The 15268-nt window shown below is 66.7% G+C and carries 20 protein-coding genes; 10 read left to right on the top strand and 10 right to left on the bottom strand.

Annotation, left to right across the window (positions count from 1 at the left end):
• The 6 genes from JZ791_RS09220 to JZ791_RS09195 form a co-directional block, all read right to left on the bottom strand.
• On the bottom strand, positions 1-786 hold a 786-nt coding region (locus JZ791_RS09220; protein WP_216893794.1), incomplete at its 3' end, for a metallophosphoesterase family protein.
• A gap of 20 nt (positions 787-806) precedes the next feature.
• On the bottom strand, positions 807-1298 hold the full coding sequence (locus tag JZ791_RS44865) for a cupredoxin domain-containing protein (protein WP_216893784.1): 492 nt from the start codon (positions 1296-1298) through the stop codon (positions 807-809).
• Positions 1299-1414: 116 nt separating this feature from the next.
• The gene (locus tag JZ791_RS09210; RefSeq protein WP_216893783.1) at positions 1415-2125 is read right to left on the bottom strand and encodes a Rieske (2Fe-2S) protein; all 711 of its coding nucleotides are present in this window, start codon (positions 2123-2125) and stop codon (positions 1415-1417) included.
• Positions 2122-2670, bottom strand: a complete 549-nt coding sequence (locus JZ791_RS09205; protein WP_216893782.1) for an RNA polymerase sigma factor — start codon at positions 2668-2670, stop codon at positions 2122-2124. The genes JZ791_RS09210 and JZ791_RS09205 overlap by 4 nt, the downstream gene beginning before the upstream one ends.
• A gap of 179 nt (positions 2671-2849) precedes the next feature.
• Positions 2850-3569, bottom strand: coding sequence for a DUF8020 domain-containing protein (locus JZ791_RS09200; RefSeq protein ID WP_254205420.1), 720 nt, complete (start codon positions 3567-3569; stop codon positions 2850-2852).
• A 427-nt stretch (positions 3570-3996) separates the two neighbouring features.
• Positions 3997-4371, bottom strand: coding sequence for a cupin domain-containing protein (locus JZ791_RS09195; RefSeq protein WP_216893780.1), 375 nt, complete (start codon positions 4369-4371; stop codon positions 3997-3999).
• 82 nt (positions 4372-4453) lie between these two features.
• Between JZ791_RS09195 and JZ791_RS09190 the strand changes: the two genes are divergently transcribed.
• The 4 genes from JZ791_RS09190 (at position 4454) to JZ791_RS09175 (ending at position 7082) form a co-directional block, all read left to right on the top strand.
• A complete protein-coding gene (locus JZ791_RS09190) occupies positions 4454-4909 on the top strand; it encodes a MarR family winged helix-turn-helix transcriptional regulator (protein WP_216893779.1) in 456 nt (151 codons plus the stop codon).
• 237 nt (positions 4910-5146) lie between these two features.
• Positions 5147-5998: a sensor histidine kinase gene (locus tag JZ791_RS09185; RefSeq protein WP_216893778.1), complete on the top strand. Its 852-nt coding sequence runs from the start codon at positions 5147-5149 to the stop codon at positions 5996-5998.
• On the top strand, positions 5995-6672 hold the full coding sequence (locus JZ791_RS09180) for a response regulator transcription factor (protein WP_216893777.1): 678 nt from the start codon (positions 5995-5997) through the stop codon (positions 6670-6672). Before JZ791_RS09185 ends, JZ791_RS09180 begins: the two co-directional genes overlap by 4 nt.
• Before the next feature lie 89 nt (positions 6673-6761).
• Complete coding sequence (locus JZ791_RS09175; RefSeq protein ID WP_216893776.1) at positions 6762-7082, top strand: hypothetical protein; 321 nt, start codon at positions 6762-6764, stop codon at positions 7080-7082.
• 3 nt (positions 7083-7085) lie between these two features.
• On the opposite strand, the gene JZ791_RS09170 is transcribed toward JZ791_RS09175, so the two are convergent.
• Positions 7086-7547, bottom strand: a complete 462-nt coding sequence (locus tag JZ791_RS09170) for a MarR family winged helix-turn-helix transcriptional regulator (RefSeq protein ID WP_216893775.1) — start codon at positions 7545-7547, stop codon at positions 7086-7088.
• Between the two features lie 69 nt (positions 7548-7616).
• Here JZ791_RS09170 and JZ791_RS09165 point away from each other — a divergent pair, with 69 nt between their 5' ends.
• Together JZ791_RS09165 and JZ791_RS09160 are read left to right on the top strand one after the other, a co-directional pair.
• On the top strand, positions 7617-8594 hold the full coding sequence (locus tag JZ791_RS09165) for a pirin family protein (protein WP_216893774.1): 978 nt from the start codon (positions 7617-7619) through the stop codon (positions 8592-8594).
• Positions 8595-8727: 133 nt separating this feature from the next.
• Entirely contained in the window at positions 8728-9039 is a 312-nt protein-coding gene (locus JZ791_RS09160) for an excalibur calcium-binding domain-containing protein (protein ID WP_216893773.1), read from the top strand.
• An 89-nt stretch (positions 9040-9128) separates the two neighbouring features.
• Here JZ791_RS09160 and JZ791_RS09155 read toward each other — a convergent pair whose 3' ends face one another.
• The gene (locus JZ791_RS09155; RefSeq protein WP_216893772.1) at positions 9129-9353 is read right to left on the bottom strand and encodes a DUF3618 domain-containing protein; all 225 of its coding nucleotides are present in this window, start codon (positions 9351-9353) and stop codon (positions 9129-9131) included.
• A 103-nt stretch (positions 9354-9456) separates the two neighbouring features.
• On the opposite strand from JZ791_RS09155, the gene bcp reads away from it, so the two are divergent.
• The gene (bcp, locus tag JZ791_RS09150; RefSeq protein WP_216893771.1) at positions 9457-9930 is read left to right on the top strand and encodes a thioredoxin-dependent thiol peroxidase; all 474 of its coding nucleotides are present in this window, start codon (positions 9457-9459) and stop codon (positions 9928-9930) included.
• An 81-nt stretch (positions 9931-10011) separates the two neighbouring features.
• Here the strand turns inward: bcp and JZ791_RS09145 are convergent, their stop codons facing one another.
• Entirely contained in the window at positions 10012-11328 is a 1317-nt protein-coding gene (locus JZ791_RS09145) for a DUF7159 family protein (RefSeq protein ID WP_216893770.1), read from the bottom strand.
• A 284-nt stretch (positions 11329-11612) separates the two neighbouring features.
• Here JZ791_RS09145 and JZ791_RS09140 point away from each other — a divergent pair, with 284 nt between their 5' ends.
• The gene (locus JZ791_RS09140) at positions 11613-12245 is read left to right on the top strand and encodes a TetR/AcrR family transcriptional regulator (protein WP_254205434.1); all 633 of its coding nucleotides are present in this window, start codon (positions 11613-11615) and stop codon (positions 12243-12245) included.
• Between the two features lie 105 nt (positions 12246-12350).
• On the opposite strand, the gene JZ791_RS09135 is transcribed toward JZ791_RS09140, so the two are convergent.
• Complete coding sequence (locus JZ791_RS09135; RefSeq protein WP_216893769.1) at positions 12351-12674, bottom strand: hypothetical protein; 324 nt, start codon at positions 12672-12674, stop codon at positions 12351-12353.
• Between the two features lie 35 nt (positions 12675-12709).
• Here JZ791_RS09135 and JZ791_RS09130 point away from each other — a divergent pair, with 35 nt between their 5' ends.
• Entirely contained in the window at positions 12710-12919 is a 210-nt protein-coding gene (locus JZ791_RS09130) for a hypothetical protein (protein WP_216893768.1), read from the top strand.
• A gap of 292 nt (positions 12920-13211) precedes the next feature.
• Positions 13212-15098, top strand: coding sequence for an APC family permease (locus tag JZ791_RS09125; RefSeq protein ID WP_216893767.1), 1887 nt, complete (start codon positions 13212-13214; stop codon positions 15096-15098).
• Positions 15099-15268 lie beyond the last annotated feature (170 nt).

Here is a 15268-nt window from a genome sequence, read left to right as displayed (position 1 = left end):
GCCGTCGCCCGGGTGCGGTAGGGGGTACGCGGTGGTGGTGCCGCTGTAGAAGGTGACGTTGCCCTCGGTCTTGGTGAACAGTTGGTGCACATGGCCGTTGAGGCAGGTGACCGAGGAGAACCGGCTCAGGTAGCTCAGTGCCTGTGCGGCGTCGTCGGTGCCCCAACCCCATTGGGGGTACATGGCGAACAGCGGGATGTGGCTGAACACCACGATGGGGGTGTCGGCGGACAGTCCGGCCACATCTTTGCGGACGAAATCCAGCTGATCGGCGCCAAGATGACCGAGGCTCCGCAAATTCAGCGTGTTGACCAGGCCGATCAGGTGCACTCCGGCGATATCGAAGCTGTACCAGCCGTCGCCGCGGGTACCCGAGCCGAAGAACGAGCGGTACTTCTGCCCGGCATCGTCGGTCGAATCGTGTTCTCCCGGAACGGTGAACACGTGCGGCGTGTTCAGGCCGGTCAGCATCTGATGCACCTGGTCGAACTGGTCGTGCGTGGACAGGTGGGTGAGATCGCCGGTGTGGATGACGAAATCGGGCTGATACCCCAGCGCGTTCACCTGGCCGATCGCCTCGGCGAAGGTGTCGGTCACGGTGGGATTGGCCGTGCCCTGGAAACCGATATGACTGTCGCTGATCTGGGCGAACCGTAGGTCGGGTCGCGAGGCGGCGTGTGCGGCGGGCGCACCGGCCACCTCGGACACGACCTCGCCGCCGACCACCGCCAATCCCACCGCCGCACCGAACCAGGCCGAATGCCTGAGCAATTGGCGTCGTGTCATGCCCTGCGGGTCGAGTTCGTTCACGGCGTCACCACCACGGTGCCGTGCATGAACGGATGGATCGTGCATACGTAGCCGTAGCTGCCCGCCTTGGTGAAGGTGAACGCGAAGCTCGCACCGGTACCCAGGGCCTTGGAGCGAAAGCTGCTGTCCCCCGCGACGACGGTATGCGGCTCTTCGTCGCGATTGACCCAGGTGACGGTGGTTCCACGCCGCACCGTCAGGGCGGCCGGTGCGAAGGCGAAGTTCTCGATGGCCACCGCGTTACCCGGGACGGCCACGGGAGCCGTTGTCGCGGTGGATGTTCCGGTCGACGCGGGCATCGCCATCGTGGGCATCGGCATCGTCGGCCCGCCACCACTGAACCCCGGGGTCGGGCCCGGTGGAAATACCAGCGTCGGCGACGGGGACGCACCGCTCGTACTCGTACCGCACGCCCCCAGCACTGCGGCCAAACCGACAGCCGCGCACGTAAGACCAAGGGCGTATCTGCTTTTCGGGATATGTCTCATCCGATTCTCCATCATCGGCGATGACGCTCGCACAGTCGCGGGCGCCGTCATGGCCGGCGACCTCACCGTTGCGGTCGCCGTCATATGGAGATAGCGGGTGTGGTTACACCCTGCGCTCAGGCCGGCGCCGCAGGAGCGAAAACCTCTATGGCCCCGTTGGTTTCGCGGATCTCGAAGCGCGGCAAGGGCGCCGGCGAGATGGGGAGCTGATGGGTGAGCACCGCGCCGTCGATGCCGAACGACGTGGCGTGACACGGGCAGCGCAGGCGCTCGTCCGGGCCGTCCAGCCACAGTTTGCAGCCCTGATGGGTGCAGATCCCGGAGAGCGCGTACACAATTCCGTCGCGGCGATGGACGAATCCGTTGACAGTGCCCAGATCGAAGGCGACGGTCGACCCCTCGGGCACGCTCGCGGAGGCGGCGACCGCGCGCCACACCCCATCGCCGGGCACCAGGGTCTGCTCCGCCGGAACCTGCTGCGCCTGTGCCGAGCTCCGGCTTGCCGGACCGGGCACGAACGCATGGTCGACCACACCGCCGACCGTGGCGGCGGCGGCCGCGATCGAGGTGCCGATGATCACCTGCCGTCGCCTGGGCGGGGCCGGTGCGGCCGTGGGGGCGGGGCCGGATTCCCCGAACTCCTCGGCCAGCCGCTGTCGCAGGCCGGTCAGGAATTCCTCGCTGGGCGTCGAGGAGCCCAAACGGGCCGCACGCAGGGCGATCGCGACCCGCATCTGCTCCGCCTCGGCGTCGTCGGGCGCGAAGCCCCGAGGCCGCTGTCCGTTCAGTAGCTCCCGCACGTATCGCCGGATACCTCTTGCGTTCACCGTGCACCTCCGGCATCGCGCTGCGCCGCCAACTGTAGGGCCCGATGCTGCAACACCTTCGCATTGGCGATGCTCACATCGAGCTCGGCCGCCGCGTCCCGGACCGAAAGCCCCTGTAGGAACCTCAATTCCAGGATGCGCCGATACCGTTCGGGCAACCCCTCCAGGAGTTGCCGGGCCGCCTCGGTATCGGCCTCCTGCGGTTCCGGCGGCGGATCCGCGACGAAATCCTCGTCTATGGTAGTGATCTCCCGGCCCATCCGGTCGCGCCAGTATCCGGCCAGCACCGTGCGCGCGGTAGCCCGCAGGTACGCTCGAACCTCGGGCACGCTCGCGGAGACCCGCAGCGGTTTGAGCGCCGCGGTGAACACCTCCGCGGTCAGATCCTCGGCGTCCGGCCGGTTGCCGACCTTGCCGAACATCAGGGCGTACAACCACACCGCGTTGTCCCGGTAGATCGACTCCCAGTCCGGATAGGTGTCACCGCCCACCAGTCGCAACTCCCGGGCTCCCGTGAACCCACTGGATTCGGGCCGTCCGGCCATCCGCCGCCGCCTTCCGCATCCGCTTCCGGCGCATCGCCACGCCTACCAGTAGATACCGAACGGGGTTACACCGGCCCGGAATCCAGGGGGCACAAACCAACGGGCGGGCCCTCCAGAAGGAGGACCCGCCCGTTGGATGGGTATCGCCGAAAGGTACTACAGCCTCTCGAGGACGGCTATCAGTGCTTCTTCGGCGCCGCCGGCGGGAACTGCGGGTTGACGCAGTACGCACCCGGGGTGACACACGGAGAGTTGATGGTGCTGAAGTACTGGTACGCCGACCACAGCATGACCGGGCCACCGACCAGGATGGTGCCCAGCAGCGAACCGGCGGAGCCGACAGTCACGACACCGGCGATGCAGCCGACGACCGCACCACCCAGGCCACCGAACAGCGTCGCGATGGTCGCGATGGTCAGACCGGCGACGGCGCCGGCGACACAGCCGACGGTCACACCGATCAGGGCGCCGACGATGGCGCCGATCAGGCTGGAGATGGTGGCGCGAGAACCGAACGCCGACAGCTCCTGCTGGTCACGGGGGCTGAACGACTCATCGATGTCCTTCGGGGCCATCTTCGAGACGTCCTTGGCGGTGGCCAGGCTCTGCGGGGTGATCGGGTTGGTCACCGGGGTGCCACCGACGGTCTGCGGGGTCAGGCGGACCTGGTGGGCCGCGATGTCCGCAGTGATCGGGAACTGGGTGTTGTCCTTGCGGTACTCCAGCGGCACCGAGTCGACGAGCTGACCCTTGGTGTTGGCGATGGTCAGGCTGTCACCCTTGCGGACGAAGGAGGCGTCGGCCGCCTTCAGGACCACCGAGCCACCGTCCCGATCAACCTCGTAGTGCACGCCGTTGATCAGCACATTCTGGGACGCCGCAACGTCCTTGAACGACATCGGGACAGCATGCAGCGGCGTCGTAGCCGGTACAGGTGCTGCGGGTGTGGGCGCCGGGTCGGCGAAAGCGGGGGCAGCCGCAATGGTGACGGCGGAGACCGCCAGCACTGCAGCAGCAGTGAATTTCCTCATCTGATACGACCTAAAACCTTTCTTGGTCACGGCACCCTGAGCGCAGGGCACAGCGCCACCGATACTTGCCGTCCTATTCGGCCGCACCAATATTTCAGAACAGTGAAATTTGAATAGAGGTTTGTGACCTTTAGGCCAAACTTTCCTGAAATCCGGTTTGAGGTTACCTTCATTGCACGTCAAGTTTTATTCATTGAAAGTTAACCTTCTATATAAAAATATTCTGAGAGAGAAGCAAAATCCGATCCGGACGGCAGGGACAGCCCGACGATATCGCCACAGTCTCCGGCCTCGATCAGCTCACCCACGGCGGTGTCATCGTGGTTCCGTCGGCCATCTCGGCTGAGAAGCCTACCGGAACGCTGACCAGCAGGCGCGCGGGCCGCGAGCCCGGATTGTCCAGTCGAATGGTCGATTTCGCGGGCGCGAGGACAGCGTCCCCCACCTCGAGACGATGCGCCTGGCCATCGAGCGTGAACAGTACTTCCCCGTCGAGCAGCACAAACGCCTCCTCGCGCAACACGCGATGCCCAGCCCCCTCGGACCCCGGCTCGACCTCCAACTGCCACACACACAGCTCACTACTGCCGGTATCGGGGCGGATATAGGAGGTGAATCGAGCATTGTGCACATGATGAACCTGAGCCTCGGCGGCACGGATGACGGACATCGGAGGATTCCCTTCATTGGTCAAGCTGATTGACTATATGGTCAAGCTTGTTGACTGTTCTGTCAAGTGCCAAAATGCATTCATGTCCCCTCTACCCCCCGCAACCGCGCGCGACTTACCTCTGCTGTTGCTGGCAGCGGCCGCGGAGGTCGGCGATGCCGTCCAAGCCGGTGTCGCGGCAGCCGGCTTCACCGACGTCCGGCCTGCTCATGGATTCGCGTTCGTGCGCATGGCGCCGGACGGAGCGACGGTCGGGCAGATTGCCGAACATCTCGCGGTGACCAAACAGGCCGCCAGCCAGCTGGTCGAGGAGCTTGTCAACAGGGGTTACGCCGAGCGCAACCCGCATCCGCACGACGCGCGTGCCCGTGTGATCACACTCACCGAGCGCGGCTGGGCCGTGACCCGAGCCGCCGACGCCGCAGCGGCCGCCTTCGCCGACCGCTGGGCCATCACACTCGGCGTTGCCGGCGTCACCGAGTTACAAGCCGCCCTGGCCCGCGTCGTCACTCCCGGTAGGGTCCGTCCCTCCTGGTGAGGCGCGCACGGCACGACCGCTCGCATCCCGATTGCGCGGTATCTCCGCCCTGCCTACACCCACTCGTTATGCCAGCATGCTTGCGAGCGTGATCCGGCCATGCTTCTCGTCGCCCACCGGACCAATTCGGCCGCCCACGACGGATCCCGCTGCGGCGCAGACCTTCCGCGACGACAATGCCGGACAGAACCGGCTCGACCGAGGAGGAGCATGCCCGGACACCGGACACTCCGGACCGTGGACACACCACTGACCGTCGCCGTGATCGCCGCGGGACTGGCCGTCTGTGTCGCGGTCGATCGGGACGTCCGTCGCCCGCTGACGATCGGCATGCTGGCGGCACTCGTCCTGTTGATCGGCCTGTCGCTGCGCCAGTACCGGCTGTGGTCGCGGCAGAGCGCACTGCTGCACGAGCAGACGCACGCCACCCGGCATGAACAGGACCAGGCCGCGGCGCTGGCCGACCGCACCCGCATCGCCCGCGAGATGCAGGATGCGGTGGCGAACGCGCTGACCGCGTTGACCGTCCAACTCGAGGTCGCCGAGGGCCTGCTGGCACACAAGCGTGACATCGCCGCGGCCCTGAGCCCTCTGCGCCGATCCCAACGTCTGGCGGCGCACGGGCTCACCGAGGCACGCGGGGCGTCGGCCGTGCTGCGCGGCGACGGTCCCGCACTCCCGGACGCGCTGCGCGGCGTGGCCGAGGGATTCCGGCACGGCCGCGGCATGGCGGTGGACGTTCTGGTGGACGGCGAACCGCGGGCGATCCGCCCGGCCGCGGTGGTGTCGCTGCTGCACGCCGCGCGCGAGGCGCTGGACAACGCCGCCGACCACGCCGCCGGCGCGCCGGTGAGCCTCGCGCTGACCTACGGCCCGGACCGGGTGCGGCTGTCGGTACGCAATCCTGTTATCGGCGAGCCGAAATCGCTTCTGCCGGAATACGCGCCGGGCCGCGAGGGCGGGTACGGTCTGTCCGGTACACGTGAACGGATCGCATCGGTCGGCGGCACACTGGTCGCCGGGCTGGGGCGCGACGGTCACGACTGGCAGGTGAGTCTCGAGGTGCCCAATGACCGAGGTAGTGGATGACTGAGCCCAGCGATGGGATCCGGGTGCTCGTGGCCGACGATCAACAGGTGATGCGCGAGGGTCTGGTCGCGCTGCTGAGCCTGGTCGACGAGGTGAACGTCGTCGGCGCGGCGGGCGACGGCGAACAGGCCGTGCGCGCGGTCGGCGAACTGTCCCCCGACGTCGTGCTGATGGATCTGCGCATGCCGGTGCTGGACGGTGTCGCGGCGACCAAGCGGATCACCGAGCAGTATCCGTCCACGGCGGTGATCGTGCTGACCACCTATTCCGACGACGAGTCCATCGCCGGGGCGCTGCAGGCCGGGGCGCGCGGATATCTGACCAAGGACGCGGGCCGCACCGAGATCGCCGCCGCCATCCGGGCAGCGGCCGCCGGGCAGTCCAGCTTCGACGCCACGGTGCTGCAGCGGTTGGTGGCCGCGCTGTCCGACCCGGCCGTGGGGCCGGCGCGCGAGCAGCCCGCCGCGCCCAAGCCGGACGGCCTGACCTCCCGGGAGGCCGAGGTGCTCGGCCTGATCGGGCAGGGTCTCAGCAATGGGGAGATCGCCGGGCGGCTGTTCATCTCCGAGACCACCGTCAAGACCCACATCAACAACGTCTTCGCCAAGATCGGCGCGCGGAATCGCGCCGACGCCGTCCGTTACGCCTACCGCCACGGTCTGGCCCAACCATGAGTTCCGTCGGCTCTCCATCCCGCTGCGTTCACCCACCCCACCCACTCCGCAAGCTCCGTCGGCTCTCCATCCCCGTAGAGTCGCAACGGATGGCCGACTACGCGCATTCGGATTTCGCCGCCAAGGGCCGCGCCGAGAAGGCGCGCCGGTTGGCAGCGTACATCTGGCAACGCGGCATCACCGGCGCCGAACTGCTCGCGCTGCCCGCCCCGACCCGCCGCAAGCTGGCCCGCGCCGCCGACACCAATCCACCCAGTACCGACGAAACATGGTCCGTGGCAGCGCAGTTGCTCGACGAGAAGGACTCCTGGGCGGCACGAAACCCCGATCATCCCGCGGCACAGCGCGATCATCCGGACGAGAAGATCCTGTGGGTGAAGCCGCCGGTCAAACCCTGGACCGGGGAATAGCTCTCAACACAGATCGACGCCCTCCTGCTCGGCGGCGGCCACCCGGTCGGCCAGCGAGCGCAGGGCCTTGCCCTCCTCGTCGGTCATCTCGTCGATGAACAGCCGCCGCACAAGCTCGACATGGTTGGGCGCGGCCCGCTCCAGCACCGTGCGCCCCTGCCCGGTCAGCGTCACGAGCACTCCGCGCGCGTCGTCGGCGGCGGGGGTGCGCTCGACCAGTCCGCGCGTGGCCATCCTGGCCAGATGTTTGGACAGGCGGCTCTTGTCCCAGCAGACCTGCGCGCCCAGATCCCGGGCGCGCAGAGCGCCCTGCGGCGCGGCCGACAGGGCCACCAGGACCTCGTAATCGGGCAGGGAGACGCCGTCGTCCGCCAGACCTGCCGTGATCGCCGCGTCCAGCCGCTGTCGCAGCTGGATATACGCCTGCCACGTGGTCTGTTCATCGTCGTCGAGCCATCGCACCATGGGAATGATCCTAGCCAGCTATTGGTTGACATGGACACCAAAGGTGTGCACTGTACTCAGGAGGTAGCGATGCCCGCCATCACGGTTGACAACATTCTGATCCTGCCCCGTCTGCCGCGCCCGGCCGATTCGACGCGCCAACGCGCGGTGCGCTCGGTCGGCACGGCCCACCGCCAGCGCGAGGGCGCGGGCTTCGAGGTGCGCCGCCCGTTCCCGAGCGCCGAGACGCGCTCCACCGATCCGTTCATCCTGCTGGACCAGATGGGCCCGGTCGCCTACGAGCCGTACGAGGCCAAGGGTGCGCCCTGGCATCCGCACCGCGGCTTCGAGACGGTCACCTACATGCTGGACGGCACGATGGTGCACCACGACTCCAACGGCGGCGGCGGCATCATCGGTCCCGGCGACACCCAGTGGATGACAGCCGGTTCCGGCATCCTGCACGACGAGTTGCCCGCCGAGGACCTGGTGATCTCTGGCGGGGAGTTCCACGGCATCCAGCTGTGGGTGAACCTGCCCCGCGAGCAGAAGATGATCCCGCCGCGCTACCAGGACCTGCGCGCCGACGAGTTGACACTGGTCAGCTCGCACGACGGCAGCGCGCTGGTGCGGATCATCGCCGGATCGCTCGGCGGGTTCGAGGGCCCGGGCTCGACCTACACCCCGATCGTCTACGCGCACGCCTCGATCAGCCCCGGCGGACGAGTGGAAACGCCGTGGCCGCAATCGTATTCGGCGATGGCTTACGTCCTGTCCGGCAATGGTTCCACCGGCGTCGAACGGCGGCCCACCGGCGAGGGGCAGCTGGCGATCTTCGGTCCAGGCGAGGCGATCACCGTGACCGCGGACGATCGGCAGGACACCACTACCGGCGCGATGGAGGTACTCCTGTTGGGCGGCGTACCGATTCGCGAACCGGTCATGCAGTACGGCCCCTTCGTGATGAACACGCGCGACGAGATCATCACGGCCATCGAGGATTTCAACGCCGGCCGGATGGGCACGGTCCCCGCCACGAACCTGGCTGGGAAACGGCTGGGAGAATAGCGCAGGTCGTGATGCTGCGGTTGACAATAAGCTTCCCCATCAGAACAGTAGACTCGGCAGTTCCAGCGCCGGACACCACGGGGAACGTCGGCGTGGGTCCGCTCTGTCCACCGCAGCAACCATCGAGGAATACATGAACGTTCGAAGGCTCATCGTGACCGTGGGCGTGGGATTGGCCATCGCCGCCCCGATCGCGCCCACCGCATCCGCCGCCAGCCCCAACATCCCGTCGGGCTCGGCCGGCACCGGATCATCGGGCATCGACGATCTGGTCGGTGCGACCGGTTCGTCGAGTCTGACCCAGACCGGTTCCGTGGGCGGTCCCGTATACAAGAACTGCGACGAAGTTCGTAGGGCCCACAAGGCACCCATATTCCGTGGCCAGCCGGGCTACGGTCCGTGGCTGGACCCCGACGGTACCGGAATGGGCTGCCCAACGCATTAATCCGGCCAGAAGACGACGACACCCGGTGCGGCGTAACGCCACACCGGGTGTTTTGCTCTCAATGCCGGTTCTGCCCAGCGGTATTCGGCTCAGCGCCGGAATACCTTGATCAAGGTCAGGCCGACGACCAGCGCACCCGCGCCGATCAGGCTGTACTTGATCTTGGGCTCGTTGAGCTTGGTCAGGATCGCGTTCTTGGTGTTGTTCGCGATCCGCTGCGGGTCGGCCCGGACCGCGAGTTCGTCGAGTGTGCTGGCCAGGCGGTTGCGCGCGGCTTCGATCTCTCGCTCGATGCTCTCGGTATCCTTCGCCACGTTATCTCCTGAAATTGTCCGTTGGGCATGAATCGCTGGCGCCGAGTCTATAGCTCGTCAGTCTGTCGGAGGTCTGTCAGAGGCGTCCGTTACCGTTCAGGGCATGACCGAGAACCCTCGACTCAGTCCGGGCGACGCCGCGCCCGACTTCACGCTGCCCGACGCCGACGGCAAGCCGGTGTCGCTGGCCGACTATCGCGGCCGCAAGGTGATCGTCTACTTCTACCCCGCCGCCAGCACCCCCGGCTGCACGAAGGAGGCGTGCGACTTCCGCGACAACCTATCGGAGCTCGACGGCGCCGGAATCGACGTGATCGGCATCTCCCCGGACAAGCCCGCGAAGCTCGCCAAGTTCCGCGACAACGAGGCGCTCACCTTCCCGCTGCTGTCCGATCCGGAGCGCGAAGTGCTCATCGCCTGGGGCGCCTACGGCGAGAAGACCATGTACGGCAAGAAGATCCAGGGCGTCATCCGCAGCACCTTCCTGGTCGACGAGCAGGGCAAGATCGCCCTGGCCCAGTACAACGTGCGCGCCACCGGCCACGTCGCCAAGCTCCGGCGCGATCTGTCGGTCTGAGTACGCGATCTGTCGGTCTGAGTAGCGGTACGGCCCGGCCCTGGATGAGGGCCGGGCCGTACGGCTCGGATATGCCGCGTCTCAGACGCGAGGCGTCATCACGGTGGCCCACTCCATCACCATGAGCACATGGTTCTGCCACCAGCGTCCGAACTCCGGGGAGGAGACCTGAGGCGGCGGAGTCTCACCCGGAAACAGCAGTCGCCGGTCAGGATTGCCCACCGGGGCTGTCGATTTGGACTTGGTCGAACCGGGGGTCTTCGCACCTGGGGTGCTCTGGCCGGGAATTATCGCCTGAGCCGAACCGCTGGGCGGCATCGGGGACGACACCGACGGTTTCGACTGCGATGCACCGGAATCCGGCTGCAACACCATGTGCGGACCCGATCCCGGCCCCCAGGGCATACCGACCTGGTCGAGCGATACCAACTCCGGCCCGGTCCCCGAATGCCTGACCGGCGCCGTCCGGGGCCGCACCGACAAGCCCTTCTCCGGTTCGGGCGCCGTCTGCGGGCGGGGGTCCGACGGATTCACCTCGTGCGAGTTCACCGCCGCGCCCGGGTCGGCCAGTACCGGCGCGGTGGTCGAACGCGAACTCGTCGTTGCCTCGTAGACCCCGCCCGCGACCAGCCCGCCCGCCAGCACGGTCGCCGCCGTGACCAGCGCTGCCGCACCCCGGGACACCCGGGACCGCTCGACGGCGAAGATATCGGCCTGCTCCGGCTGCACGACCAGTGCCGCACCGACCGCCGCCGCGACCGCGGCCACCCGGCTCGGGACGAGAGGCACGGAGAACCCGCGGGTGAGCGCCGCGGCGACCCCCAGTTCGCTTGCGGCGGAACCGATCAGGACCACCGCCTCGGGCCGCACATCCGCCGCGTCGAACTGGTCCCAGGCCGCGGCGACCGCGGACCCCATCGTCGCTTCTCCGGCGACCGAACCCGTCGCGGCGATCGCCGCCACCACCCGGTCGCGCTCGGGCGAGATCATCGAGAAGCACTGATGGCCCGGCACCACCTCGCACACCAGCAGATGCCCGAACTCCATGGTCCACGGCATCGCCCGGGCCATCGCCAGATGGGCCGATTTGGCCGACACCATCGAGGCCGTGCTCCACGGCCCCTTGGCCAGACCGGTGACGACCGCGCGCCGTTCGGCGGGATCGCGGTAGGTGACCGCCACGCCGGCGATCTTTCGGTCCGGGCCGATCTCGTCGATGAGAGCCTCCAGCGCCGCCTCGATCGCCCGTGCCAGGTCGGCCTTGCCGTCGCCGATGTGGAAGGTGCGCTGGGCCACTAGCCTGTCGGGCAGCCTGGCCTCGTCGTCGGATAGAGCCACCGCGTGGACGGTGCCGCGCTCGGTGGATACACCGAACGTCACCACAGATCGAGCTACCACGGATCACGCCTTTCGAAAGGGGTGCTGATATCAGGGCCGTGCGAGAAGGGGCTCTGCGAGGGACAACACAGAAGGACATGGTCCGCACAGAGCACTGAGGAGCAGCGAAGGTGCGCGTACTCGGTAGGTGTTCGTCACCGAATCCGGCCCGGATGGGTGGTGGCGCGTGTCATCAGCGTGTCGCTACGGCTAGCCTGATAGACGTGGTGGAAGCGCGCGCGGCAACACAGTCGACCAGACGTGTCGACCCGGCGTTGGAATTGCAGGACGATCCGCAAGAGCTGATGCCCCGCCGCCGACCCACTCAGGAACGCAGCAAGCGCAAGTTCGACGCACTGCTCCAAGCGTCACGGGAACTGTTGGTAGAGGTCGGGTTCGAGTCGTTCACCTGCGAGGAGGTCGCCGCCCGCGCCGAGGTGCCGATCGGCACCCTGTACCAGTTCTTCGCGAACAAGTATGTGATCGTCTGCGAGCTGAACCGTCAGGACCTGGTAGCGGTGACCAGGGAACTGTCCGACTTCCACGGCGAGGTCCCGTCCATGGACTGGCTGCGCCACATGAACAGCTTCGTCGACCACATGGCCGACCTGTGGATGACCGACCCCTCCCGCCGCGAGGTCTGGCTCGCCATGCAGTCCACCCCCTCCACCCGAGCCACCGGCGCCATCCACGAAAAGGAATTCGCCGAGGTAGCCCAGCAAATGCTGCGCCCCCTCATGCCCCGCACCCCCCGCGGCCGCCGCTCCATGATGGCCCAGGTCCTGGTCCACGTCGTCTACTCCATGCTCAACTTCTCCGTCCAGGACGGATTGCGTCACGAGGACGCCGTCTCCGAACTCAAGCGCCTCATGGTCGCCTACCTGCTGGTCGCGGAGAAGGAATCCCGCACCGGCGGGCAGCGCGAAGCCGAAGGCTGACACGCGGAAGTTGTCGGTGCGGCTGGTTAGCCTGTGGTCATGCTGATCCCATATGTCCCCTCACCGGCACTTCCGGCGACCATGACTTGGGAAGAGCTGGATGCACTACCCGAAGAAACCGCACGGTACATCGAGTTGCAGGATGGTTGCCCAGTATGGGTGGCCGACGATGTCGTCGCGCGGCAGAGTCTGCCCGAACATCAGGCGTACAGCCTCCATATGACGAATGCCCTCCAGACCGTTATCCGACGCACCGCGAGGGGCTCCTCGAACCCGCATTTGGATGTCGGATTTCAGATCAATGTTTTCCTTGCTCGAGATCGATCCAGTTTCATAACACCCGACTTCACTGTATTTCGTTGTCCCAGCGACGAATTCGGCCCAATCCATGCCGAGGACGTGGTGCTCGCCGGTGAGGTGCTGGCCCACGCTACGCGGCCAGCGGCATCCCTTGGTACTGGGAGGTGGCTCTCGGGGTCAACCCGCGTCGCGTCGAGGTCGTGCGGGCCTTCGCCCGATCGATCGAGGTTGTCCTGCCCCCCGGAATGACACCGTTGCGCCCCGATCACGCGATCTACGTCCAGATCGACGAGTGGACACCCGAAGCTCACGACCACATCGAAACGATCCACCCGTTCCCGATCAAGATTCCCTGGGACGACCTGGCCTACTAACACTCCCGGACCAAGCACTTCGGCGCGCTCATCCTGCGTAGGCAGCCCACTCATCGGAGGACCTTCGCGCATCTCGATCCAGTCGTGCATGCTGGTACTGGAGATCGAAATGGGTGATCTCCCACAGGGTCCGGATCGTAATGCGGCAATCGGGTCACAATGCCTCGAGAGCCGTGGCACGCCAATTGGTGGGCCGTATGCTGTGTGAACCAGGCGCCGGGTGTTCCGTAGGGTGCCGGACTTGGGGCTCGGAGCTTCTACGGCGCAGACCTCGTCACTGTGAGGTGCGAACATGGCCGTGCACGAGCCTTCGTCGATCGCGGAATTCGAAGAGTCCGATCGTCAGCTTCGGAAATCTGTGGGGTTCACCCATCTGCTGTTCATCTGTATCGGGTCGATCATCGGGTCGGGGTGGTTGTTCGCCTCGCTGGGGGCGGCGGCGGTCGCGGGGCCCGCGGCGATCGTCTCCTGGGTGGTCGGCGGGGTGTTGGTGCTGTTCATCGCGGTGAACTATGCCGAGTTGGGTGCGATGCTGCCGCGCAGCGGCGGGCTGGTCCGGTATCCGGAGCTCACGCACGGGCGATTCGCCGGGTGGATGATGGGGTGGATCTATTTCATCGCGTCGGTGACGGTGCCCGCGATCGAGGCCGAGGCCGTCGTCACGTATGTGGGCAGCCAGACCGATATCGGGCTGATGCATTCCTCGCACGGTAAGAACATTCTGGCCTGGCCGAACGGTGTGCTGTTCGCGATCGCGCTGATGGTGCTGTTCTTCCTGGTGAATTATTTCGGGGTGCGGCTGTTGGCCGAAGTGAACCGGTGGGTCACCTGGTGGAAGCTGATCGTCCCCACGCTGACCGCGATATTCCTGTTCACGATCGTGGACGGCACGAATTATCACGCCTATGGCGGATTCATGCCCGAGGGCAGTTCCTCGATCTTCTACGCCATCTCCTCGACCGGAATCATGTTCGCCTACTTGGGTTTCCGGCAGGCGATCGACTTCGCTGGTGAGGCCAAGAATCCGCAGAAGCACGTCCCGCTGGCGGTGATCGGGTCGGTGCTGATCTGCATGTGCGTTTATATTCTGCTGCAGATCGGCTTCCTGGGCGCGATCAACTGGCACGCCGCGGGCGTGCATGTCGGCGACTGGACCGGCCTGGCAAACAGCTCCTGGGCGAACGGACCGATGGTGGACGCCTTGCGTGCCGCGGGGATCGGCTGGCTGGGCGCCTGGGCGTGGGTGCTGTTGGTGGACGCGGGCATCTCTCCCGCGGGTACCGGCTGGGTCTACACCGGGGTGACCACCCGCATCGTCTACGGCCTGTCCGTCCATCGGTTCCTGCCCAAGGCATTTCAATCCACCAACCGGTTCGCGATCCCGTGGCGGTCGGTGGTGATCTCGGTCGTGGTCGGCATCCTGTTCATGTATCCGGCGCCGAGCTGGTACAAGATGGTCGGCATCATCACCAGCGCCACCGCGCTGACGTTCATGATGGGCGGGGTCAGCCTGCCGGTCTTCCGCCGCTACGCTCCCGATCTGCACCGGCCGTTCCGGCTGCCGTGGCTGTGGCTGCTCGCACCGCTGGGTTATCTGGCCAGCATCCTGGCGATGTACTGGGGCGGCTACGAGACCCTGATCGACCTCATCGCCGGCTCCTTCCTCGGGATGCCGATCTTCGGCTGGTACTACGCCCGCGCGCACGGCTGGTTCCCGAACCGGGCCGCGACGGTGGCATCCGATATCGCCGGCGCGATCTACCTGGTGGCCTGGATCTACATCCAGGTGATGGGCGGCTGGGTGGCCCGGCTGACGCCGCCAGCGGACGGATCATGGGGATTCGTGGTCTATTTCGTGGCGATGTGCGCGGACGTGGTCTTCCTCTGGATCGCCACCTGGCTGACCGTGGGAGGCGAGTTCCGCCACGACGTCCTGCGCAGTTCCTGGCTGCCGGTACTGCTGCTCGCGGTTCTGCCGATCTCGTACTACGGCGCGTTCGGTCCGGCGAAGCATCCGGCCATCGCGTTCCCGTGGGACACCCTGGTCGTGATCGCCGGCGGCCTGATCCTGTTCGCCTGGTCGGTGCGCAGCGGCTACAACACCCCACGCATGCAGCAGATCACCACCGCGGCCCGGGCCGAGACCGCAGATGCGGGAGTGGAAACGAGCACGGACTGACGTCGTCGCCTCGCGAACTTCGTCGTGCCGGAACGCCTTCGGCCGGAGTCCGCGACCGCGCCATCGAATTCCGGGCGGAGAACGCCGGGGTGCCGACACCGCTCGCCGTTCATCGCCGCGCTACCGCCGATGGCCAGCGAGTAGACAGCGACGGTGGCGCCACCGTGAGT

It is taken from the genome of Nocardia alni, assembly GCF_019038435.1.
GTDB classification, from domain to species: Bacteria; Actinomycetota; Actinomycetes; order Mycobacteriales; family Mycobacteriaceae; genus Nocardia; species Nocardia alni.
The sequence above is the reverse complement of the archived record's forward strand: the minus strand, read 5'-3'. Positions and strand labels throughout refer to the sequence as shown.